Source organism: Auraticoccus monumenti (assembly GCF_900101785.1).
GTDB classification, from domain to species: Bacteria; Actinomycetota; Actinomycetes; order Propionibacteriales; family Propionibacteriaceae; genus Auraticoccus; species Auraticoccus monumenti.
On sequence record NZ_LT629688.1, the window covers coordinates 212,571 to 232,864 of the forward strand.

22 protein-coding genes and 1 tRNA gene are annotated in these 20,294 nt (G+C 73.0%); 10 read left to right on the top strand and 13 right to left on the bottom strand.

Going from position 1 to position 20,294, the window contains the following annotated elements; translation table 11 throughout:
- Positions 1–12 precede the first annotated feature (12 nt).
- Positions 13–690, top strand: coding sequence for a Crp/Fnr family transcriptional regulator (locus BLT52_RS00985; RefSeq protein WP_090589773.1), 678 nt, complete (start codon positions 13–15; stop codon positions 688–690).
- On the opposite strand, the gene trhO is transcribed toward BLT52_RS00985, so the two are convergent.
- Genes trhO through BLT52_RS01005 form a run of 4 tightly spaced genes read right to left on the bottom strand, consistent with a single transcriptional unit; the run spans position 647 to position 2,963 of the window.
- Positions 647–1,555: an oxygen-dependent tRNA uridine(34) hydroxylase TrhO gene (gene trhO, locus BLT52_RS00990; RefSeq protein WP_090589775.1), complete on the bottom strand. Its 909-nt coding sequence runs from the start codon at positions 1,553–1,555 to the stop codon at positions 647–649. The genes BLT52_RS00985 and trhO overlap by 44 nt on opposite strands.
- A 10-nt stretch (positions 1,556–1,565) precedes the next feature.
- Positions 1,566–2,321 carry an MBL fold metallo-hydrolase gene (locus BLT52_RS00995; RefSeq protein ID WP_231946438.1) on the bottom strand — a complete coding sequence of 252 codons (756 nt, stop codon included), beginning with the start codon at positions 2,319–2,321 and terminating at the stop codon, positions 1,566–1,568.
- Between the two features lie 10 nt (positions 2,322–2,331).
- Positions 2,332–2,802, bottom strand: a complete 471-nt coding sequence (locus BLT52_RS01000) for a RidA family protein (protein ID WP_090589777.1) — start codon at positions 2,800–2,802, stop codon at positions 2,332–2,334.
- Positions 2,799–2,963: a DUF4177 domain-containing protein gene (locus tag BLT52_RS01005; RefSeq protein WP_090589779.1), complete on the bottom strand. Its 165-nt coding sequence runs from the start codon at positions 2,961–2,963 to the stop codon at positions 2,799–2,801. Before BLT52_RS01005 ends, BLT52_RS01000 begins: the two co-directional genes overlap by 4 nt.
- 116 nt (positions 2,964–3,079) lie before the next feature.
- Here BLT52_RS01005 and BLT52_RS21155 point away from each other — a divergent pair, with 116 nt between their 5' ends.
- Entirely contained in the window at positions 3,080–4,039 is a 960-nt protein-coding gene (locus tag BLT52_RS21155) for an ArsA-related P-loop ATPase (protein ID WP_090589781.1), read from the top strand.
- Positions 4,036–5,250, top strand: coding sequence for an ArsA family ATPase (locus BLT52_RS21160; RefSeq protein ID WP_090589783.1), 1,215 nt, complete (start codon positions 4,036–4,038; stop codon positions 5,248–5,250). The genes BLT52_RS21155 and BLT52_RS21160 overlap by 4 nt, the downstream gene beginning before the upstream one ends.
- A 41-nt stretch (positions 5,251–5,291) precedes the next feature.
- Here the strand turns inward: BLT52_RS21160 and BLT52_RS01020 are convergent, their stop codons facing one another.
- Positions 5,292–5,558 carry a WhiB family transcriptional regulator gene (locus BLT52_RS01020; protein WP_231946439.1) on the bottom strand — a complete coding sequence of 89 codons (267 nt, stop codon included), beginning with the start codon at positions 5,556–5,558 and terminating at the stop codon, positions 5,292–5,294.
- A 304-nt stretch (positions 5,559–5,862) separates the two neighbouring features.
- On the opposite strand from BLT52_RS01020, the gene BLT52_RS01025 reads away from it, so the two are divergent.
- The 3 genes from BLT52_RS01025 to BLT52_RS01035 all read left to right on the top strand — a co-directional run bounded on the left by BLT52_RS01025 (position 5,863) and on the right by BLT52_RS01035 (position 9,563).
- The gene (locus BLT52_RS01025) at positions 5,863–8,478 is read left to right on the top strand and encodes a transglycosylase domain-containing protein (RefSeq protein ID WP_090596159.1); all 2,616 of its coding nucleotides are present in this window, start codon (positions 5,863–5,865) and stop codon (positions 8,476–8,478) included.
- Complete coding sequence (locus BLT52_RS01030) at positions 8,475–9,392, top strand: metallophosphoesterase (RefSeq protein ID WP_197679141.1); 918 nt, start codon at positions 8,475–8,477, stop codon at positions 9,390–9,392. The genes BLT52_RS01025 and BLT52_RS01030 overlap by 4 nt, the downstream gene beginning before the upstream one ends.
- A gap of 97 nt (positions 9,393–9,489) precedes the next feature.
- Positions 9,490–9,563: transfer RNA gene (locus BLT52_RS01035), tRNA-Pro, on the top strand.
- A gap of 55 nt (positions 9,564–9,618) precedes the next feature.
- Here the strand turns inward: BLT52_RS01035 and BLT52_RS01040 are convergent.
- Positions 9,619–10,182, bottom strand: a complete 564-nt coding sequence (locus BLT52_RS01040) for an ASCH domain-containing protein (RefSeq protein ID WP_197679142.1) — start codon at positions 10,180–10,182, stop codon at positions 9,619–9,621.
- A gap of 83 nt (positions 10,183–10,265) precedes the next feature.
- Between BLT52_RS01040 and BLT52_RS01045 the strand changes: the two genes are divergently transcribed.
- A complete protein-coding gene (locus tag BLT52_RS01045) occupies positions 10,266–11,060 on the top strand; it encodes a CoA transferase subunit A (RefSeq protein WP_090589787.1) in 795 nt (264 codons plus the stop codon).
- On the top strand, positions 11,057–11,686 hold the full coding sequence (locus tag BLT52_RS01050; RefSeq protein ID WP_090589790.1) for a CoA transferase subunit B: 630 nt from the start codon (positions 11,057–11,059) through the stop codon (positions 11,684–11,686). Before BLT52_RS01045 ends, BLT52_RS01050 begins: the two co-directional genes overlap by 4 nt.
- A gap of 93 nt (positions 11,687–11,779) precedes the next feature.
- Here BLT52_RS01050 and BLT52_RS01055 read toward each other — a convergent pair whose 3' ends face one another.
- Both BLT52_RS01055 and BLT52_RS01060 read right to left on the bottom strand, forming a co-directional pair.
- Positions 11,780–12,274 (bottom strand): hypothetical protein, encoded by a 495-nt coding sequence (locus BLT52_RS01055; RefSeq protein ID WP_090589792.1) that lies wholly within the window; start codon positions 12,272–12,274, stop codon positions 11,780–11,782.
- A gap of 4 nt (positions 12,275–12,278) precedes the next feature.
- A complete protein-coding gene (locus BLT52_RS01060; RefSeq protein WP_090589794.1) occupies positions 12,279–13,550 on the bottom strand; it encodes an aspartate kinase in 1,272 nt (423 codons plus the stop codon).
- Positions 13,551–13,628: 78 nt separating this feature from the next.
- Between BLT52_RS01060 and BLT52_RS01065 the strand changes: the two genes are divergently transcribed.
- Together BLT52_RS01065 and BLT52_RS01070 are read left to right on the top strand one after the other, a co-directional pair.
- On the top strand, positions 13,629–14,126 hold the full coding sequence (locus BLT52_RS01065; RefSeq protein WP_172803966.1) for a DUF1707 SHOCT-like domain-containing protein: 498 nt from the start codon (positions 13,629–13,631) through the stop codon (positions 14,124–14,126).
- A 42-nt stretch (positions 14,127–14,168) separates the two neighbouring features.
- Positions 14,169–15,161: a Gfo/Idh/MocA family protein gene (locus BLT52_RS01070; protein ID WP_090589798.1), complete on the top strand. Its 993-nt coding sequence runs from the start codon at positions 14,169–14,171 to the stop codon at positions 15,159–15,161.
- Between the two features lie 214 nt (positions 15,162–15,375).
- Here BLT52_RS01070 and BLT52_RS01075 read toward each other — a convergent pair whose 3' ends face one another.
- The 5 genes from BLT52_RS01075 to BLT52_RS01095 all read right to left on the bottom strand — a co-directional run bounded on the left by BLT52_RS01075 (position 15,376) and on the right by BLT52_RS01095 (position 20,231).
- Entirely contained in the window at positions 15,376–16,056 is a 681-nt protein-coding gene (locus BLT52_RS01075; protein WP_090589800.1) for an alpha/beta fold hydrolase, read from the bottom strand.
- Positions 16,053–16,931, bottom strand: a complete 879-nt coding sequence (locus BLT52_RS01080) for a nitrilase-related carbon-nitrogen hydrolase (RefSeq protein ID WP_090589802.1) — start codon at positions 16,929–16,931, stop codon at positions 16,053–16,055. The genes BLT52_RS01075 and BLT52_RS01080 overlap by 4 nt, the downstream gene beginning before the upstream one ends.
- 4 nt (positions 16,932–16,935) lie before the next feature.
- Entirely contained in the window at positions 16,936–18,108 is a 1,173-nt protein-coding gene (locus BLT52_RS01085) for a cupin domain-containing protein (RefSeq protein WP_090589805.1), read from the bottom strand.
- Positions 18,109–18,145: 37 nt separating this feature from the next.
- Entirely contained in the window at positions 18,146–19,126 is a 981-nt protein-coding gene (locus BLT52_RS01090) for an ester cyclase (protein WP_090589806.1), read from the bottom strand.
- A gap of 100 nt (positions 19,127–19,226) precedes the next feature.
- Entirely contained in the window at positions 19,227–20,231 is a 1,005-nt protein-coding gene (locus BLT52_RS01095; protein WP_090589808.1) for a LacI family DNA-binding transcriptional regulator, read from the bottom strand.
- Positions 20,232–20,294: the final 63 nt, after the last annotated feature.

The window sequence follows — 20,294 nt, forward strand, 5'->3', positions numbered from 1 at the left end:
CGGAGGTGACGCGTGGACCCGGATGTGCTCAAGCAGGCCCCGCTGTTCAGGGAGCTGGACGGCGAGGCGGCGGCAGCCCTGGCTGAGGCGATGTCGACCATCAACCTCCGCCGCGGTGCCGTCCTCTTCCACGAGGGCGACGCGGGCGACCAGCTCTACGTCGTGATCTCGGGGAAGGTGAAGCTGGGCCGCAGCGGCTCCGGTGGCCGGGAGAACCTGCTGGCCGTCCTCGGTCCGGGTCAGATGTTCGGCGAGCTGTCGGTCTTCGACCCCGGCCCCCGTTCCACCACCGCGACCGCGGTCACCCCGGTCGAGCTGCGCTGCCTCGAGCACGAGGAGCTGGCCAAGTGGCTGACCGGACGTCCCGAGGTCTCCCGCGCGCTGCTGGGCCAGCTGGCCGAGCGGCTGCGCCGGGCCAACGACGTGGTCGCCGACCTGGTGTTCTCCGACGTCCCCGGCCGGGTGGCCAAGGCGCTGCTGGACCTGGCCGCCCGCTTCGGCAACCCGCGCAGCGAGGGCATCCTGGTCAACCACGACCTGACCCAGGAGGAGCTGGCCCAGCTGGTCGGCGCCTCCCGGGAGACCGTGAACAAGGCCCTGGCCGACTTCGCCGCCCGCGGCTGGATCCGGCTGGAGCCCCGCTCGGTCACCTTGCTGGCGGTCGACCGGATCGAGCGCCGGGCCCGCTGACCACCCGGTGCTCCGCGCAACGGTCCTCCGTCGCGCAGGCGTCGCAGAGCGGGACGCGCCTCCCGCAGCAGGCCGCCCGGCAGTCCGCGACCCGGGAGGCCGGTCCCCCGCAGACCCCGCACTCCCCCACGGCCACCACGGCGTCGGAGAAGCTGATCGAGTGCCGCTGGTCGAAGACGTGCAGGGCACCCTGCCACAGGCCGGCGTCCCCGACGTCGCGCCCGTAGGCCAGGATCCCGCCGTCGAGCTGGTAGACCTCCTCGAAGCCGCGCTGGACCATCAGCGCCGACAGCACCTCGCAGCGGATGCCGCCGGTGCAGTAGGTGATCACCGGACGGTCCCTGAGGTGGTCCAGCCCGCCCTCGTCGAGCAGCATGACGAAGTCGCGGGTGGTCTCGACGTCGGGCACCACCGCACCGGCGAAGCGCCCGATCGAGGCCTCCCACCGGTTGCGGCCGTCCAGCAGCGCCACCTCCTCGCCGCGCTCGGCCACCAGGGCGTCCAGCTGGGCGGGGCTGATCCGGCGGCCGGTGCCCCGGACGCCGTCCTCGTCGACCGGCACCCGGACGCCGAAGGTCACCAGCTCGGGGCGGTGCAGCACCCGCAGCCGGGTGAACTCCGACCCGGTGCCGTCGGTCCACGACGGCTCCAGCCCGGCGAACGGCTCGTGCTCGCGGGTGGCCCTCAGCCAGCTCTTGAGGACGGTGACGTCGCCGGCCAGCGAGGCGTTGATCCCGTCCTCGGCGACCAGCACCCGGCCGAGCAGCCCCAGCCGCCGGCACAGCTCGAGCTGCCAGAGCCGCACCGCCGCCGGGTCGGCCAGCGGGGTGAAGCGGTAGCAGCCGAGGACCTTGGGGATGGCCACGTGTCCTCCGTCAGCCGTCGCTGTCCAGGTGCTGCAGCTGGGCCCGCACCGAGCGCAGCGCCGCCCCGTGCAGGACCGGCTCCAGCGGGCCGTAGACCGCGGCCACGACCTCCTCCGCCGTGCTCGCGCCGCCCGCCCGGGCCGAGCGGACCTGCTCCAGCCGGTCCAGCCGGTGCCGCAGGTACTCCGCCAGCACCTCCGCGGGGCGCTCCACCTCCGGCCCGTGCCCGGGCAGCACCCGCACCACCTTCCGCTCCCGGACCACCTGCTGCAGCCGTCGCAGCGAGTCCAGGTAGTCTTGCAGGTGGCCGTCGGGATGGGCGATCACGGTGGTGCCGCGGCCCAGCACGGTGTCCCCGCTGAGCAGCACCGTGCCGGCGGGGTCGTCGAGCAGCAGGGCGAGGGAGTCGCTGGTGTGCCCGGGCACCAGGAGCACCTCCAGGGTCCCGGCAGGGACGTCGAGCCGGTCGCCGTCACGCAGCACCGGACCGGTGCACAGGTCGTGGCGCACGGCCCGCACCTGCGCCCCGGTGCGCTGCACCAGACCGGCCACCCCCTCGACGTGGTCGTGGTGGTGGTGGGTGAGCACGATGGTGGCCACGCCGTCGGGGCAGGCCGACGCCACGGCGTCCAGGTGCCCCTCGTCGTCGGGGCCCGGGTCCACCACCACGGCCGGACCGCTGCCGGCGCCCAGCACCCAGGTGTTGGTGCCCTCCAGCGTCATCGGCCCCGGGTTGGGGGCCAGCACCCGGCTCCAGAGCTCCACCTCGGGCACCTCAGGCGTCGGGGGCCAGCTCCAGCACCAGCTCGACCTCGACCGGGGCGTCCAGCGGCAGCACCGACACCCCGACCGCGCTGCGGACGTGGCGGCCGGACTCGCCGAACACCTGGCCGAGCAGCTCGCTGGCGCCGTTGCCGACCGCCGGCTGACCGGTGAAGGAGGGCTCGCTGGCCACGTACACCACGGCCTTGAGGACGCGCGCGACGCGGTCGATCCCGCCGGCCACCTCGGCCGCGGCGGCCAGTCCGTTCAGCGCGCAGGTGCGGGCCAGCTCGGCGGCGTGCTCGGTGGTGACCGCGCCCCCCACCTTGCCGGTCGCCGCCAGCGCGCCGTCGACCACCGGGAGCTGGCCCGACGTCCAGACCTGGTTCCCGACCCGGGTGGCCGGGACGTAGGCGGCCAGCGGTGCGGCCACCGCGGGCAGCGTCAGGCCGAGCTCGGTCAGCCGGCTCGAGGGCGTGGTCACGACTGGTCCGGCTTGGGCCGCTTCAGGTAGGCCACCAGGTTCTCGGCGTTCATCCCGGGCACCACCTGGACCAGCTCCCAGCCGTCCTGGCCCCAGTTGTCGAGGATCTGCTTGGTCGCGTGCACCAGCAGCGGCACGGTCACGTACTCCCACTTCGTCATGGCGCCAGCCTCTCACGAGGCCGGGGGCCGCCGGTGGCCGCGACCGCAGGCGGCGGACCGACCGGCGGTCCGCGTCGACCGCGGGTGGCGTTGCCGGCACGCCCTACCCTGGGCCCATGTCCGAGCCCCGGCACACGCTGCACATCGTCAGCGGCAAGGGCGGTGCGGGGAAGACCACCGTCGCCGGTGCCCTCGCCGTCGCCCTGGCCCGGGGCGGGCGCCGCGTCCTGCTCTGCGAGGTGGAGGGGCGCGGAGGGCTGGCCCAGCTGTTCGGCGCCAGCCCTCTGCAGGGCGACGAGGAGCGCCGGCTGCTGCGCACCGACGACGGCGGCGAGGTGCACGGGCTGTCGGTCAACGCCCGCGACGCCCTGCAGGAGTACCTGGCCACCTTCTACCGGCTGGGGCTGGCCGGACGGGCGCTGGACCGCTTCGGGGTCTACGACTTCGCCACCTCCATCGCCCCCGGGCTGCGCGACGTGCTGCTCACCGGCAAGGTCTACGAGGCGGTCCGTCGTCGCGAGAAGGGCCGACGGAGCTCCTACGACGCGGTGGTGCTGGACGCCCCGCCGACCGGGCGGATCGCGCAGTTCCTCAACGTCCACGAGGCGGTGGCCGGGCTGGCCAGGGTCGGCCCGATCCACTCCCAGGCGGACTCGATCATGACGGTGCTGCGCTCGCCGCGGACCGTGGTGCACCTGGTCTCGCTGCTGCAGGACATGCCGGTGACCGAGACGCTGGAGGCGCTGGAGGACCTGCGCCCCACCGGGATCACCGTCGGCACCGTCGTCTGCACCATGGTCACCCCGACCCCGCTGAGCGCGGAGGCGCTGGCCGCGCTGGACACCGACCCGGTGCTGGACGTCCCCGGTCTGGCCACCGCCGACAACGAGGCGCTGACCCGGGAGTTCGCCGACGAGCTGGCCGCCCTGCGCCAGGAGCAGGACTGCTACGACCGGCTGCAGACCTGCGGGCTGCCGATGGTCGAGCTGGCCAAGGACCCGGCCGGGATCGACCGCTCGGCCCTGCTCACCCTGGCCGGCTCGCTGGCCACCCAGCTCCCGGAGGAGGTCGCATGAGCACCGGAGGAGACGCCGGCGGCGTGAGCACCGAGACGGTGCTGGCCCACCGGGCCTGGGGACGTCCGGGGACCACCCCGCTGCTCGAGGTGGACGCGCTGCTGGCCGACCGGAGCCGGCACATCCTGATCTGCTGCGGCTCCGGCGGCGTCGGCAAGACCAGCGTCTCGGCGGCGCTGGCCCTCCGGGCGGCCGAGCAGGGGCGGCGGGTGGTGGTGCTGACCATCGACCCGGCCCGCCGGCTGGCCCAGTCGCTGGGGGTGGCCGAGCTGGACAACACCCCGCGCCCGGTGGCCTCGGTGGACCGCACCGCCGGCGGCTCCCTCGACGCCATGATGCTGGACATGAAGCGGACCTTCGACGACGTGGTGACCACCCACGCCAGTCCGGAGAAGGCCGAGCAGATCCTGTCCAACCCCTTCTACGAGGCGCTCTCGACCTCCTTCTCCGGCACCCAGGAGTACATGGCGATGGAGAAGCTCGGCCAGCTGAGCAGCGAGCTGGGGCTGGACAGGGGCCGGGGTCAGGAGGCCCGCTGGGACCTGATCGTGGTCGACACCCCGCCCTCGCGCTCGGCGCTGGACTTCCTCGACGCCCCCGAGCACCTGAGCTCGCTGCTGGACGGGCGGCTGCTGCGACTGCTGCTCAACCCCGCCCGCGGGCCGATGAGGCTGATGGGGGCCGGGCTGGCCCTGGTGACCTCGGCCATGAGCCGGGTGCTCGGCGCGCAGGTGCTGACCGACGTGCAGACCTTCGTGTCGGCCTTCGAGACGTTGTTCGGCGGGTTCCGCCAGCGCGCCGAGGCGACGCTGGCCAACCTGGCCTCGCCCCACACCACGTTCCTGGTGGTGGCCACCCCCGAGCGCGAGGCGCTGCGGGAGGCCTCGTTCTTCGTCGAGCGGTTGCGCGACGAGTCGCTGCCGCTGGCCGGCGTGGTGGTGAACCGGCTGCACGGCTCGGCCGTCGCGCTCTCACCCGAACGCGCCTGGTCGATGGCCGAGGACCTGCCGCAGGACGGGCTCGAGGCCGTGGCGCTGCGCAGTCACGCGACGCGGATGCACCAGGTGCTCCGCGAGCGCGAGGCGGTGCGCCGCTTCGGCACGGCCGCACCCGGTCTGCCGCTCACCACGGTGGCCGCCCTGCCGGGCGACGTCACGGCGCTGGCCGACCTCCGGGCGGTGGGCGAGCTGCTGGCCGCCGAGGACCGCTGAGGAACGACGACGGAGCGGTGCCGCGGAGTGCGGCGGCCGGCTCAGCTGGGCTGCAGCGCCTGCCGCCAGGAGGTGACGTTGCCGCGGGTGCGCAGCAGGTGACGCCGCTCGCGCTCGGTCATGCCGCCCCAGACGCCCCACTCGATGCGGTTGTCCAGGGCCTCGGCCAGGCACTGCAGGCGGACCGGGCACCCCTGGCAGAGGGTGCGGGCCTTGCGCTGCTCGGCTCCCTCGGCGAACAGGACGTCCTTGGTGCCGAGGCACTTCGCCTGAGTGGCCCAGGCCTCGGTGTCATTGCTGGTTGTCAACTTCAGATCCCGTCAGAACGAGTTCTGGCGACCCCCCGATCGCCAGGACGCGCGCGAGGAGAGAACGACAAAAGGACGCGCCCCCGCAACGTCGAGGTGAACGCTACAACAATGCGGCCGAATTGACCAGCGCAGAAGTGTCGACTTGCGGGCGGGAACACGAGTCGATAGGACTGGCACCGGGTCCTCACGGCCGCGGACCCGGTGGTGGTGGCGGTGCTGCGCACCCCTTTCCCCTGACGTGCGGTGCAGTCGTCCCGCGCGGTGATTTCTGCGGGCCGGGGTGCCCACGTACCCTGTGGCCATGCCGGTGAGTTCTAAGCGGGTGGGGAGCGTCGCCTACTCCGCGGTCATGTTCGTGGTCGTCAGCGTCCTGATGGGGTTGCTGGGGGCCGGTCTGGTCGTCCCCTTCGCCGCCATGGCGGGGCAGGGCAGCCAGGCCGCGGCCAGCAGCATGGAGCTGCTGCCCGAGGAGCTGGAGACCCCACCGCAGCCGGAGCGCTCGCGGGTGCTGGCCAACGACGGCTCGGTGCTCGCCTACTTCTTCGACGAGAACCGCGTCTACGTCCCGCTGGACGACATCGCCCCGGTGATGCGCCAGGCGCAGGTCGCGATCGAGGACCACCGCTTCTACGAGCACGGCGCGATCGACGTCGCCGGCACGCTGCGCGCGTTCCTGCAGAACAGCGCCGGCGGGGCCACCCAGGGTGGCTCCAGCATCACCCAGCAGTACGTGAAGATGGTGCAGGTCGAGAAGGCGAAGGCCAACGGCGACGAGGAAGGCGTGATCGCCGCCCAGGAGAAGAGCTACGGCCGCAAGATCCAGGAGATGCGCTACGCCATCGCGCTGGAGAAGAAGCTCACCAAGGACGAGATCCTCGAGCGCTACCTGAACATCGCCTACTTCGGCGACGGGGCCTACGGCGTCGAGCAGGCCTCGCGGCACTACTTCGACAAGTCGGCCAAGGACCTCGAGGTGCACGAGGCGGCCATGCTCGCCGGTCTGGTGCAGAACCCCACCGCCACCGACCCCCGCCGCTTCCCCGAGGCGGCCGTGGAGCGTCGCAACGTGGTGCTCGAGCGGATGTCGGACCCCGAGATCGGGATCATCACCGACAAGCAGGCCGACGAGGCCCAGGAGGAGGAGTGGGACCCCAGCGACGTGACCACCGCCCCCAACGGCTGCGTGGGCACCGAGTTCCCGTTCCTCTGCGACTACGTCAGGCAGACGCTGCTGCAGAACGAGAAGCTGGGCAAGACCAAGGAGGAGCGCGAGTCGATGCTGCTCCGGGGCGGGCTCAGCATCGAGACCAAGGTCGACAAGAAGACCCAGCGGATCGCCGAGGAGGCGATCTCGGACCTGATCGACCCGAAGGACCCCGTCATCTCGACCATGACGATGGTGGAGCCGGGCACCGGCCTGATCATGGCCATGGCCCAGTCGCGGCCCGAGATGGGCACCGAGAAGGGGCAGACGTACTACAACTACGCCGTGCCGGAGTCCCTCGGTGGCGCTGAGGGGTTCCAGGCCGGTTCGACCTTCAAGGCGTTCACCGCCGCCGCCGCCCTGGAGAAGGGCATCCCGATGACCAAGCGCTACACCGCGCCGTCGCGGATGGACTTCAGCGACGAGACCTTCCAGTCCTGCGAGGGCACGGTCAAGGTGCCCAAGGGCTACAAGCCCAAGAACTCCACCGGCCGCAACGGGAACATGGCCATGGACGTGGCCATGCAGTGGTCGGTGAACACCTACTTCCTGCAGCTCGGGCGTGACACCGGCATGTGCGACGTCACCAAGATGATGGACAAGGCCGGCGTCCAGCTGTCCAACGGCGACCCGATGACCGACCAGAGCGTCATCTTCTCGCTGCCGCTGGGCTCGGTGGACGTCACCCCGCTGTCGATGACCGAGGCCTACTCCACCTTCGCCGCCGACGGCGTGCACTGCGAGCCGGTCATCGTCGAGTCGATCACCGCCCGCAACGGCGACGAGATCGAGGTCCCCCAGGCCGGCTGCGACCGGGTGATGGACTCCGACGTGGCCCGCGGCGTGAACAGCCTGCTCAAGGGCGTCATGACCGCCACCGGGTCGCCGGCCATGATCTACGACGGTCACGACCTGGCCGGCAAGACGGGCACCACCGACAGCACCGAGGCGGTCTGGTTCTGCGGCTACAGCCCCGAGGTCGCGGGCTGCGCCTCCATCGCGGTCGACAAGACCAGCAAGTTCTGGAAGGGCCGGAAGCGTTCGCTCGAGGGTCTCCAGCTGCCGGCCAGCGGCAACTTCCTGGGTGGCTCCGGTGGTGGTGACGCGGGCGCGAAGATCTGGAAGCCCACGATGACCGAGGCCCTCGAGGGCAAGAAGAAGGGCAAGTTCAAGAAGCCCTCCAAGGAGCTGCGCCAGGGCAAGGACGTCGACGTCCCCGACGTCTCCGGGCTCAGCGCCGACGCGGCCCGGCGCAAGCTGGAGAAGGCCGGGTTCAGCGTGGTCGAGACCCGCACCACCAGCAGCTACCCCCGGGGCACCTACCTGGGGATCGGGCCGACCGGTCGGGTGAAGCAGTCCGCACCCATCTACATGTACTTCTCAGCCGGCCCGCCCCCGCCACCGGCGCCGAAGCCGCGCGACAACTCCCAGCAGGAGGCGCGTGAGCGGGCCCGGGACCGGGCCGAGGCGCAGGAGCGCGCCGAGGAGCGCGAGGAGGCCCAGGAGCGCGCCGAGGAGCGCGAGGAGGCCGCCGAGCGCAAGAAGGCCCAGGAGCGCCAGGAGGCGCAGGAGCGCGAGGAGGCCGCCGAGCGCGAGGAGGCCGCGGAGCGCGAGGAGGCGGCCGAGCGCGAGGAGGCCGCGGAGCGCAAGCAGCAGCAGGAGGAGCAGAAGAAGAAGGAGCGCAAGAAGGAGAAGGAGGACGAGGACGAGTGAGGCCGCTGCTCCGGGGCCTGGCTGCGACGGCTGCCGTCGGCCTCGGCTGCTTCGGCTACGGGGTGCTGGTCGAACCGCGCGCCTTCCGGCTGCGGCGCCACCAGGTCGCCCTGCTGCCGCCCGGCTCCTCCCCCGTCCGGGTGCTGCACCTGTCCGACCTCCACCTCCTGCCCCGGCAGCGGGCCAAGCGCGAGTGGGTGGCCCGGCTGGCCGCCCTCGAGCCCGACCTCGTCGTCGACACCGGGGACAACCTCTCCTCGGCCGACGCCCTGGACCCGCTGATCTCCTCGCTCGGACGTCTGCTGGAGCGGCCCGGCGTGTTCGTGCTGGGCAGCAACGACTACTACAGCCCGGTGCGGAAGAGCCCGCTGCGCTACTTCTCCTCCGGGGCCAACCGCACCGCCGAGCGTGAGCGGGACCTGCCGACCGCGGAGATGGTGGCGCGGCTGAGCGGGCACGGCTGGCGCGACCTCACCCACCGCCGCACCACCGTCGAGGTGCACGGGGTGCGGATCGAGCTCCGCGGCACCGACGACGCCCACCTCGAGCTCGACGACTACGCCAGCGTCGCCGGCCCCCCGGCACCGGACCACCACGTCTCGATCGGGGTCACCCACGCGCCCTACCTGCGGGTGCTGGACGCGATGGCCGCCGACCGCCTGGACCTGGTGCTGGCCGGACACACGCACGGCGGTCAGGTCTGCCTGCCGGGCGGGCGGGCGCTGGTGACGAACTGCGACCTCGACCCCGCCCGGGTCAAGGGCCTCAGCTCCCACACCGCCCGCACCGACGACGGCGCACGCCACACCGCGGCGCTGCACGTCAGCGCGGGGCTGGGCGGCTCGCCGTACGCGCCCTACCGCTTCGCCTGCCCTCCCGAGGCCACCCTGCTGACCCTCACGGCGCGCGGCTGAGCGCCCGGGCGTCCGGGCCCGGCCGCGTCGATGTGCGCGGCCCCGGGAGGTCGGCTACACTCGTCCACGGCCCGCCCGACCTGGTGTCGATCGGCGCCGGGGTGTGGCGCAGCTTGGTAGCGCGCGTCGTTCGGGACGACGAGGTCGCAGGTTCAAATCCTGTCACCCCGACACACAGCACGAAGGCCGGATCCTCTCCAGGGTCCGGCCTTCGTCGCGTCCGGGCTCAGCCGAACGGCCAGGCCTTCCGACGCACCGGGTGCACCAGCCGGAAGCGCTCCAGGACCACCGGCATGTCCAGTGCGAACTGGCGCCCCGAGGTCGAGTGTGCGGTGAAGAAGCGTCGGTGCTCCTCGCGCCACCGCTCCAGCGACCCGTCCCCCTCCCCCTCCAGCAGGGCGTGCTCGGGGTCGACCTGGTCGAAGGGCACCACCCGGACGTCGGTCGTCTCGACCAGGGCACGGGGGTGCGCGGCGCCGTCGAGCACGATGGCCAGGGTGCCGGCGAGAGGCAGCGGGACGTCCTCGGCCTCGTAGTCCCAGGCGGCGCCGGCGGTGGCGGTCTTCGTCCCCGCCAGCACCAGCGCCAGCAGCGCGTCGGCCTGGTCCGAGGTGGCGCCGAAGGACCACGCCGGCGGGACCACCGCCTCCAGCGGCGTCGGCCCGAAGTAGGCGGGCAGCGGGTTCAGCCGGGCCCGGGAGCGGGCGACCGCCCAGAACGTGCGGATCTCCTCGGGGTCGGCCACCGGCCGGTCGTCGGCGGGCGGAGGGACGGCGGGGTCGGAGGGCACCCGCTCGACGCTACCTCCTCGCCTCGCTGCCCCGGCCGCGCCGGCTGTGGTTATCGTGAGCCGTCGACGGAGAGGTGGAGCGGATGGACAAGGTGGTGGCCGACGCGGCCCGGGCCGTGGCCGACGTCGGGGACGGCTCGAGCCTGGCCGTCGGCGGGTTCGGGCTCTGCGGCATCCCCGAGGTGCTGATCGAGGCGGTGCTCGAGCAGGGCGCCACCGACCTCCAGGTCGCCTCCAACAACTGCGGCGTGGACGGCTGGGGGCTGGGACGCCTGCTGGCCCAGCACCGCATCCGCCGGGTGATCGCCTCCTACGTCGGGGAGAACAAGGAGTTCGCCCGGCAGTACCTCAGCGGCGAGCTGGAGGTGGAGCTCACCCCGCAGGGCACGCTGGCGGAGCGGCTGCGCGCCGGCGGGGTGGGCATCCCGGCCTTCTTCACCGCCTCCGGGGTGGGCACCCAGGTGGCCGAGGGCGGCATCCCCTGGCGCTACTCCCCCGAGGGCGAGGTGCTGCTGTCCTCCCCGCCCAAGGTGGTGCAGCGGTTCGCCACGGACGAGGGGGAGAAGGAGTTCGTGCTGGAGCACGCGATCGTGGCCGACTTCGCCCTGGTGCACGCCTGGAAGGGCGACCGGCACGGGAACCTCGTCTACCGCGACTCCGCGCAGAACTTCAACCCGGTCTGCGCCATGGCGGGCCGGGTGACCGTGGCCGAGGTGGAGCACCTGGTCGAACCCGGCGAGATCGACCCCAACCAGGTGCACACCCCCGGCGTCTTCGTGCACCGGGTGGTGCCGCTCACCCCCGAGCAGGCGGCGACGAAGCGGATCGAGAAGGTGACGGTGCGCCCGCGCCCCGGCGCCGGGGAGGAGCGGCGATGAGCTGGACCCGTGACCAGATCGCGGCCCGGGCGGCCGCCGAGCTCACCGACGGCTCCTACGTGAACCTGGGCATCGGCCTGCCGACGCTGGTGCCCAACCACGTCCCCGACGACGTCGAGCTGGTGCTGCACTCGGAGAACGGGCTGCTGGGCGTCGGGCCCTACCCCTACGAGGGCGATGAGGACCCCGACCTGATCAACGCCGGCAAGGAGACCGTCACCCTGCGCCGGGGAGCGGCCACCTTCCACTCCGCGGACTCCTTCGGGATGATCCGCGGGGGCAAGATCGACATCGCGATCCTGGGGGCGATGCAGGTCTCCGAGCACGGCGACATCGCCAACTGGGTGATCCCCGGCAAGATGGTCAAGGGCATGGGCGGGGCGATGGACCTGGTGCACGGCGCCCGCCGGGTGGTGGTGGTGATGGAGCACGTGGCCCGCGACGGCAACCACAAGATCGTCCGCGAGTGCTCCCTGCCCTACACCGGCCGGCGGGTCGTGCAGCGGATCATCACCGACCTGTGCGTCCTGGACGTCACCGGCGAGGGGCTGCGGCTGGTCGAGCTGGCCCCCGACGTCACGCTGGAGCAGGTGCGGCAGGCCACGGAGCCCGACGTCTCGACCTGAGCGGACGGCGCCCGCGCGCGTGACCTCGTCGCCACGGTCGACGCTCCTCGCTGCCTGCGCCGGGGCCCGAGGCGGCCCGGGGTCGCCAGCCGGTCAGAGCTGGTTCGGCGGCTGCTGCTGACGCTGCCAGTCCGTCGGCGGCTGCTGGCGCTGCCAGTCCGTCGGCGGCTGCTGCGGGCGCTGCGGGTCTCCCTGCTGGTACGGCTGCGGCTGGGCCGGCTGATCCTGGCCCCACGGCTGTCCCTGTCCCCAGCCCTGCGGCTGGTCCGGACGCGACGGGTCCCCCGCCTCCGTCCCGCCGCTGTGTCGGGCGGCCTCGGCGCGACCGCCGACGACCAGCGCGATGGCGACCAGGACCATCGCCACCCAGTGGGAGATCCCGAAGAGCCCGGAGAGCAGGGGCAGCGGCAGGTCCAGCTGGGTGTAGAGGTACGGCAGGGCCACCGTGTTGAGCAGGCTGCCGAGGAGCCACAGCGCACCGGCGGCCAGACCCAGCACCCGGACCCGCCCCCGCGACAGGAGCCCCACCACGACGAGGAAGGCCACGTCGACCAGCAGCACCGGCACCAGTGCGAGGAGGTTGCTCACCGCGTCAGCGCCCGGTGCCGGCGTAGACGACCGCCTCGGACTCCGCGTCCAGGCCGAAGGCGGTGTGGGCGGCCCGGACGGCGGCGTCCACGCGCTCGGCGTCCACCACCACCGAGATCCGGATCTCCGACGTGCTGATCATCTCGATGTTGACGTCGGCCTCGGCCAGCGCGCTGAAGAACCTGGCCGTCACCCCCGGGTGGGAGCGCATCCCCACGCCGATCACCGACACCTTGCCGATCTGGTCGTTGTAGAGGAGGTCCTCGAACCCGACCTCCTCCTGGATGGCCTGGAGCGCCTGCACGGCCTCGCGGCCGTCGGTCTTGGGCAGCGTGAAGGAGATGTCGGTGCGGGAGGTGTCCACGTGGGAGACGTTCTGCACGATCATGTCGATGTTCACCTCCTGGGCCGCGATCGTCTGGAAGATGCGCGCGGCCTCCCCGATCCGGTCGGGGACACCGGTGATGGTGATCTTCGCCTCGCCGCGGTCGTGGGCGACGCCGGAGATGAGTGCCTGTTCCATCAGCGGTCCTTGTCTGTCGGTGAGGTCCTTGACCCAGGTTCCGGCCTTGTCGGAGAACGAGGAGCGGACGTGCACGGGGACCGTCTCCCGACGGGCGTACTCGACGCAGCGCAGGTGCAGGATCTTGGCCCCGCAGGCCGCCATCTCCAGCATCTCCTCGTAGCTGATCTCGGGGATCTGCCGGGCGCTGGGCACGATGCGGGGGTCGGCGGTGTAGACGCCGTCGACGTCGGTGTAGATCTCGCAGAACTCCGCACCCAGGGCGGCGGCGAGGGCCACCGCGGTGGTGTCGGAGGCGCCGCGACCGAGGGTGGTGATGTCCTTGGTGTCCTGGGAGACGCCCTGGAACCCGGCCACGATCACCACGTCACCCTCGTCCAGGGCGGACTCGATCCGGCCGGGGGTGATGTCGATGATGCGGGCGTTGCCGTGGGTCCCGGTGGTGATCACCCCGGCCTGGGAGCCGGTGAAGGAGCGGGCGGTGGCGCCCAGGTCGCCGATGGCCATGGCCAGCAGCGCCGCGCTCATCCGCTCACCGCTGGTCAGCAGCATGTCCAGCTCGCGCGGGGCGGGCATCGGCGAGACCTGCAGCGCGAGGTCCATCAGCTCGTCGGTGGTGTCCCCCATGGCGGAGATCACGACCACGACCTCGTGGCCCTGCTGCTTGGTGGCCAGGACCCGACGGGCGACGCGCTTGATGCTCTCGGCGTCCGCGACGGAGGATCCCCCGAACTTCTGCACGACTCGACTCACGCGGACACTGTGCCACGCGCCCGGTCCCGAGCACGGCCCCGCCAGCAGGTGGTCAGGGCGCGGGGCACAATGTCCCCCATGGCCGACAGCGCACGCCCCGCCCGGCGCATCGGCGACTCCGAGCGCGACCTGGCGGTGCAGTACCTCCAGGAGCACCACGCCGTCGGACGGCTGACCGCGGTCGAGTTCGACGAGCGCATGAGCCTGGCCCTGCAGGCGCGCACCGCCCCGGAGCTCGTCCCCCTGTTCGAGGACCTGCCCGAGCCCCGTGTGGACGCCGACCCCGCCTCCTCGGCGCTGGTGGTCCGCCCAGCGGCTCCGGTGGCCACCGGCCCCTCCCCCGGTCTGGTCACCTTCGGCCGGGTCCTGGCCGGCCTCTCCTGGCCGGCCGCCATCATCGGCGCGACCCTCCTCGGCTGGGGCTCGTTCTGGTGGTTCGTCTTCATCCCGATCTTCGTCACCCCCTGGCTGCTCGGCCTGTTCGGTCTGAACGAGGACGGTGAGCCCGGCGGTGACGACGAGGACGACGACGACGACGACGAGGACGACCGTCCCGCGCTCGGCCGCCGCCCCTGACGGGCGCCCGCCCGGACCCGCCGGCCTCGGTAGGGTCGAGGCATGACGACTCGCTGGGCCATCGCAGGGACCGGCCGGATGGCGGCCTCCTTCGCACCGGACTTCGCCAACGCCGTCGACGCGGAGCTGGTCGCCGTCGGCTCGCGGCGGCAGGAGAGCGCTGACGCCTTCGCCGCCGAGCACGGCATCGCGCGCTCGCACGGCTCCTACCGTGCTCTCCTCGAGGACCCCGACGTCGACGCGGTCTACGTCGCGACCCCCCACCCGCAGCACCACCGGCTGGCGCTGGCCGCGATCGAGGCCGACAAGGCGCTGCTGGTGGAGAAGGCCTTCACGGCCACGCTGGCCGGGGCCGAGGAGGTCGTCGCGGCCGCCCGCTCCGCCGGGGTGTTTTGCATGGAGGCCATGTGGACGCGGTTCCAGCCGGCGGTGGTGCGGGCCCGCGAGCTGGTGGCCGAGGGGGCGATCGGCGAGCTGCGCGCCGTCCAGGCCGACCTCGGCGCCCAGCGCCCCTACGACCCGTCGGACCGGCTCTTCTCCCCCGAGCTGGGCGGCGGCGCCACCCTCGACCTCGGCGTCTACGTGGTCAGCGTGGCCCAGCACTTCCTCGGCACCCCCGACACCGTGCAGGTGACCGGGACCACCTACCCCAACGGGGTGGACGCCACGGTCAGCTACCTGCTGGCCTACGGCGACGGCCGGTCGGCGTCCCTGGTGGCCTCGCTGGAGTCGGGGACCGCGGGTCGCGCGGTGCTGATGGGGACCGGTGGCAGCCTGGAGATCGAGCCGCGGTTCCACCACCCCTCCAGCCTGGTGCTGCGGCGCCACGACGCGGAGCCGGAGACCCTGACGCTCCCGGCGACCGGCCGCGGCTACTGCCACGAGATCGACGAGGTCGGACGCTGCCTGGCCGAGGGGCTCACCGAGAGCGACGTGATGGGCCTGGACGACACCCTGGCGGTCCAGTCGGTGCTGCAGACCGCGCTCGACACCCTCGGCGTCCCGGTCGGTGAGGACACCACCCTCACCATCTGAGCCCGCTGACGGGTGCGCCCCGTCCCACGAGCCAACGGCCCGCGACGAGCCGACGGCGAACGGCTTCCGTCGCGCGGCGAGCGGAGCCGGGACGACGACGCTCCGAGCGGATTCTGAGGGTCGGTCCGCGGACCAGCAGGTGCGACCCGCGCGGTGACGGGGTCGTCGTCCGGCCTCGAGCCCACTGACCCTCAGAATCCGTCCGCCGAGGCCGTCAGCCCCCTCCAGGGTGGAGCAGCGCGTCGACCTCGTCCGGGGCCTCCAGCGGCGCGAGGTGACCGACGCCCGGCAGCACGACGAGCTCGGCTGCGGGCAGGGCATCGGCGATCTCGACGTGCATCTCGAGCGAGCACAGCGCGTCCGCGGACCCGACGACGACCGTCGCCGGCCCCGGGTAGGACGCCAGCCCGGGGCGCAGGTCCACCCGGCTGCGCTGCACCCCCAGCTGGTCCAGGAACGCCGTCTCGCCGGTGTCGGCGGCCATCGCGGCGACCAGCTCCGCCAGCACGGGGTCGTCCCGGCGGGACGCGGCGACGAGGCCGGGCCACAGGGTGTCGGGGGTGATCCGGGTCAGCTCGCCGGCGCGGGTCCGGGTCTCGAGGACGTCCCACCCGTCACGCTGGGCCCGGGTCGGGGCGCGGCCGTTGCAGCCCAGCAGCACCAGCCGCCGGACCCGCTCGGGCGCCCGCGCCACCAGCGCCATGGCCACGACCCCGCCGAGGGAGAGCCCGGCCAGCGCGAACCGCGGGGGTGCGGCGGCCAGCACCGCCTCCACCGCCTCGTCCAGGGTGCTCCCCCGCAGCGGCAGGTCCAGCACCCCCTCCCGCGGGGGCAGCCCGGACCAGAGACGGTGGTCCAGCAGCATCCCCGGCAGCCGGACCAGGGGCGCGCTCACCTCAGGTCGGGCCGGTACAGGTCGACCCGTCGGTCGCCGATCAGGTCGTTGTACGGCCCGCGCCGCTTGTCCCGGCTGCGCGCCGGGTCCACCTCCGCGGTGAGCACCGCCGGCCCGCCGAGGGCCGCCGGGGTGAGCAGGGCGCCGCCCGGGTCGGTCACCAGGCTGCCGCCGATCCAGTCCGTGCCCCGTTCGGTGCCGCAGCGGTCGGCCACGGCCACGTAGAGGCCCGAGCTGGCCGCGGCCGCACGGGCCTGGACGACCTCGGTGACCACGTGCACGTCGTGGAACGGGTCCGCGGCCGGCCAGTTGCTGGGGGCCGCCACCAGGTCGGCGCCGCGGAGGGCCATGTCGCGGACCCACTCGGGGAACTCGATCTCGTAGCAGATGGCGAGCCCGATCCGCCCGAGCACCGTGGGCACCACCGGGGAGACCGCGTCCCCGGGGGTGAACAGCAGCGACTCGGCCCCCCACAGGTGCGTCTTGCGGTGCACCGCGAGGACCTCGCCGTCCTGCACCAGCACCACGGAGTTGTACAGCCGGCCGTCCCCGCCCAGCTCGCACAGCCCCGCCACCAGCACGGTGCCGGCGGGGGCGTCGACGGAGCGGAGCAGGGCCAGCGTCGGGCCGTCCTCCACGGTCTCCGCGCGCGAGCGGGCCTCAGCCGGGTCGGCCATCAGGTAGCCGCTCAGCAGCAGCTCGGGGAGCACCACCAGCCGGGCCCCGGCGGCCAGTGCCCGGTGCAGGGCGTCCTCGGCCGCCGCACGGGTGGCCGCCGGGTCGTCGGTGTCGATCTGCACCTGGCAGACCGCCACCGTCCAGGGCGCGGGGACGTCCTCGCCCCGGTCCGGGTGCTCCCCTGCCTCGGCGACCACCGGCTCAGTCGTCCTCGGTGGCGGTTCGCATCACCGCGGCGGGGGCGAGGTAGCCGTTGGGGTCGAGCACCCAGCCGCCCTGCTCCGCGGCGCGGACCACCTCGTCGTCCCACTCCAGCCGGACCCGGTCGTCGCCGCCGTTGACCACCAGCAGCTCCCCGGTGCCCGCCTCGGCCGCGGTGCCGGCCTCCTCCAGCAGCTGGAAGGAGCGCCACGCGCCCTGCGGCACCGACAGCATGTCGTCGGGGTCGAGCACCACGGTCTCGTCGCCGAGCACCACCTGCCAGCGGCCCGACTTGGCCATCAGCACCGAGGTGCGGTCGTGGCGGTGGCGCAGCACGCCCTCGCCGGGAGTGGCCTTGAGCCAGGCCACGTTGAAGGTGTGCGGCTCGGTCAGCCGGGGCTGGGCGCGACGGTCCTCGCTCATCCCGTAGCCGATGACCAGGCTGAGCCGGGCTCCGCCACCGGGCAGGTCCTGGCAGAGCAGACCGCGCTCGCTGTACCGGCGGTCCCCGGGCTGGACCACGCGGGTGAGCATCTGCTCCGCCGGCCAGTGCTCCAGGGCGTCGATCTGCTCCTGCGGCATGGGCTTGATCAGGGCCACGTCGTCGGGCAGCACGTCACCGGCCACCGTGTCGATCAGCTGGTTGTCCGCGGTCAGGTGCAGCCCGTAGGACTCCGCCTCGCGCAGCACCGCGGGACCCCAGATGATGCCGCCGGTCACGTCGTGGCCGAGGATCGTCAGCAGGATGCCCTCGTCGGGCCCGACGTTGGTGAACCCGCGGAAGGCCCAGGTGGGCACCGAGATGATGTCGCCGTCGGTGCAGAGGTACTCCCCCTCCGTGCCGTCCGCGCCCCAGCGGATCAGGAACTCCCCGCCCATGTTGATGAAGACCTCGGCGGTGAAGTGCAGGTGCAGGTTGTTGCTGACCCCGTTCGGCATCCCGGCCGCGCCCATGTTGAACCCGTGCGGGTCGGTCAGGTTCACGTACTGGTTGCTGTTCTGGGAGACACCGGGGCCGATGAAGGCGTAGTTGGACTTGCGGTCCGAGCCCGGGGTGCGGCAGTCGATGAAGGCGGAGTTGCAGGGCACCCAGTCCGAGCGGCGGATGAGGCGGCGGGCCACCTCGTCCGCGTCCGGGGACGAGCTGGCGGGACGGTCGATCAGGTCGGTCATGTCGGTCTCCTCGCGAGACGGTCGGGCGGGCCGGTGGTCAGTAGATGTTCGGGCTGTCGTAGGCGGTGTCCCCGCGGGCGGAGAGGATCTGGGTCCGGATGGCCAGGTCGTCGTAGAGACGCATCTCGCGCACCAGGCGTCCGCGCTGCACCAGGAACTGGGAGACGCCGAGCACCTCGACCGGGGAACCGGTCAGCGGCCCGTAGTCGGGCAGCCCGTCGTAGACGCCGTCCATCTTCCAGGTGACGGCGATCCGCAGCCCGGCGTAGCGCTCGTCGTGGTGGGTCTGCACGTCGCGCCACTGGAAGGTCGCGGCGGGGAAGCGGCGCAGCAGGTTCAGCAGCGACCGCCGGTACCCCTCGGGACGGATCACGGTGCGGTCGCCGATGTCGTGCAGGACCAGGTCGCGCTCCCAGAAGTTCTGCACCTGCTCGAGCTCGCGCTGGTTCCAGACCCGCTCCAGGAACTCCAGCACCATCTCGACCTCGGGGCGGAAGTCGTCCGGACGCGGCCCGGAGTCGCCCTCGCGGGTGATGTCGGGCAGCGGCGGGCGGGTCATCGAGCCGGTGAAGCCCCGGAACTTCTTCACCCGGGCCAGGTCGTCGGGGTCCTGACCGGTCTGCAGGGCGATGGCCAGCCCGTCACGCCCGATCCACTCCTCCACCATCCGGCCGCGGCGGTAGAGGCAGCTGGCGACGGTCCGGCTGCGGAACCCGGTGGCCGGGTCGATGCTGAGCACCAGGTGGGAGCTGAGGAAGGCGTCGTCACCGCGCTGCTCCCAGACCACGTCCTCGGCCTGGCCGACGCGGTCCGGGGTCTCGGCGATCCGCATCAACGTCCCCTGGATCACCTCGTCGCGGCCGACCGCGGTGCCGAGGGACCCGTGCACGATCGAGTCCGGCTCGTAGTTCTCGCGGATGTGGCCGATCGCGCGGTTCACCCAGATGAAGTCGGTGACCTCGCGGATGAAGTCGTCGGGGTCGGCGTAGGGCTGGTAGGCGACTGGGTCCAGGGCCATCGCAGGTGCACTCCTCAGCGCGTCGTGGGCGGCGACGTTCACCGCCCCTTGCAGGGTATGCGTATGCACACATGGGCCGCAAGACCGCCGTGGCCGCCGCTCAGGGCGTGGGCACCGGTCCCAGCGTGCGACGCAGCACCAGCGAGGTGGGGAAGACCTCGTGCCGGAAGGGCCCGGCCGTCTCACCGCCCTCGACCCGCTCGATCAGCAGCCGCGCCGCGGCCCGCGCCATCGCGGCCAGGTCGAAGCCGACGGTGGTCAGGGAGAACATCGGCCAGCGGGCCGGCGGCAGGTCGTCGAAACCCACCACCGAGACGTCCTCGGGCACCCGTACCCCCAGCTCGTGGGCGGCGTTGAGGGCCCCGAGGGCCACCACGTCGTTGCTGCAGACCACCACGGTGGGTCGCTCGCGCAGGGCCAGCAGCTCACCCATCCCGCGGTAGCCGGTCTGCACGTCGAAGGCCCCGCGCCGGGTCAGCGCCACCGGGACGGTGACACCCTCCAGCTCCAGCGCCGCCCGCAGCGCCTCCTCGCGCTCCTCACCGGTGCTGGTGTTGCGGGGGCCGAAGATGGCCGCCACCCGGCGGTGCCCCTGGTCCAGCACGGCCCGGGCCAGCTCGCCGAGGCCGTTGACCGCGTCGGCGGTGGTCGAGTCGGCCTCGACGCTGGCCGCGGTCCGGTTGAAGTAGACGAAGGGGACGCCCCGGTCCTTCAGCCGCAGCGGGAGAGAGGAGTCGCTGGTGGTGGTGGCCAGCAGCACCCCGTCCAGGCTGTGGGCGAAGAGCCGCTCGGCGATCCGCTCCCCGTCGGAGGACTCGGTGTGCAGGATCAGCTGGTAGTCCATCGACTCCAGCTGGCGGTGCATCGCCGAGATCGCGTAGGGGTAGAACTGGTTCTCCAGGTCGGTGACCAGCAGCCCGACCCGCCGGGACCGGCCGCTGGCCAGCGCGCGTCCGGTCTCGCTGATCACGTAGCCCAGCGTCCGGGCCGCCTGGCGCACCCGCTCCTTGGTCTCCTCCGACACCTTGGGGCTGTCGCGCAGGGCGCGGGAGACGGTGGGCTGCGAGACCCCCGCCAGGCGCGCCACGTCGTGGCTGGTGACCATCGCTCCTCCGCTCCCCACCGTCTGGGGGATCCTAGTGGCGGGTCCCCGCGCCCCTCCCGCAGC

Excerpts from the sequence above, each read along its gene's own strand:
- BLT52_RS01005 (WP_090589779.1), bottom strand. The coding sequence starts at position 2,963 with ATGACGAAGTGGGAGTACGTGACCGTGCCGCTGCTGGTGCACGCGACC.
- BLT52_RS21155 (WP_090589781.1), top strand. The coding sequence starts at position 3,080 with ATGTCCGAGCCCCGGCACACGCTGCACATCGTCAGCGGCAAGGGCGGT.
- BLT52_RS21160 (WP_090589783.1), top strand. The coding sequence starts at position 4,036 with ATGAGCACCGGAGGAGACGCCGGCGGCGTGAGCACCGAGACGGTGCTG.
- BLT52_RS01025 (WP_090596159.1), top strand. The coding sequence starts at position 5,863 with ATGCCGGTGAGTTCTAAGCGGGTGGGGAGCGTCGCCTACTCCGCGGTC.
- BLT52_RS01045 (WP_090589787.1), top strand. The coding sequence starts at position 10,266 with ATGGACAAGGTGGTGGCCGACGCGGCCCGGGCCGTGGCCGACGTCGGG.
- BLT52_RS01050 (WP_090589790.1), top strand. The coding sequence starts at position 11,057 with ATGAGCTGGACCCGTGACCAGATCGCGGCCCGGGCGGCCGCCGAGCTC.
- BLT52_RS01065 (WP_172803966.1), top strand. The coding sequence starts at position 13,629 with ATGGCCGACAGCGCACGCCCCGCCCGGCGCATCGGCGACTCCGAGCGC.
- BLT52_RS01070 (WP_090589798.1), top strand. The coding sequence starts at position 14,169 with ATGACGACTCGCTGGGCCATCGCAGGGACCGGCCGGATGGCGGCCTCC.
- BLT52_RS01085 (WP_090589805.1), bottom strand. The coding sequence starts at position 18,108 with ATGACCGACCTGATCGACCGTCCCGCCAGCTCGTCCCCGGACGCGGAC.
- BLT52_RS01090 (WP_090589806.1), bottom strand. The coding sequence starts at position 19,126 with ATGGCCCTGGACCCAGTCGCCTACCAGCCCTACGCCGACCCCGACGAC.
- BLT52_RS01095 (WP_090589808.1), bottom strand. The coding sequence starts at position 20,231 with ATGGTCACCAGCCACGACGTGGCGCGCCTGGCGGGGGTCTCGCAGCCC.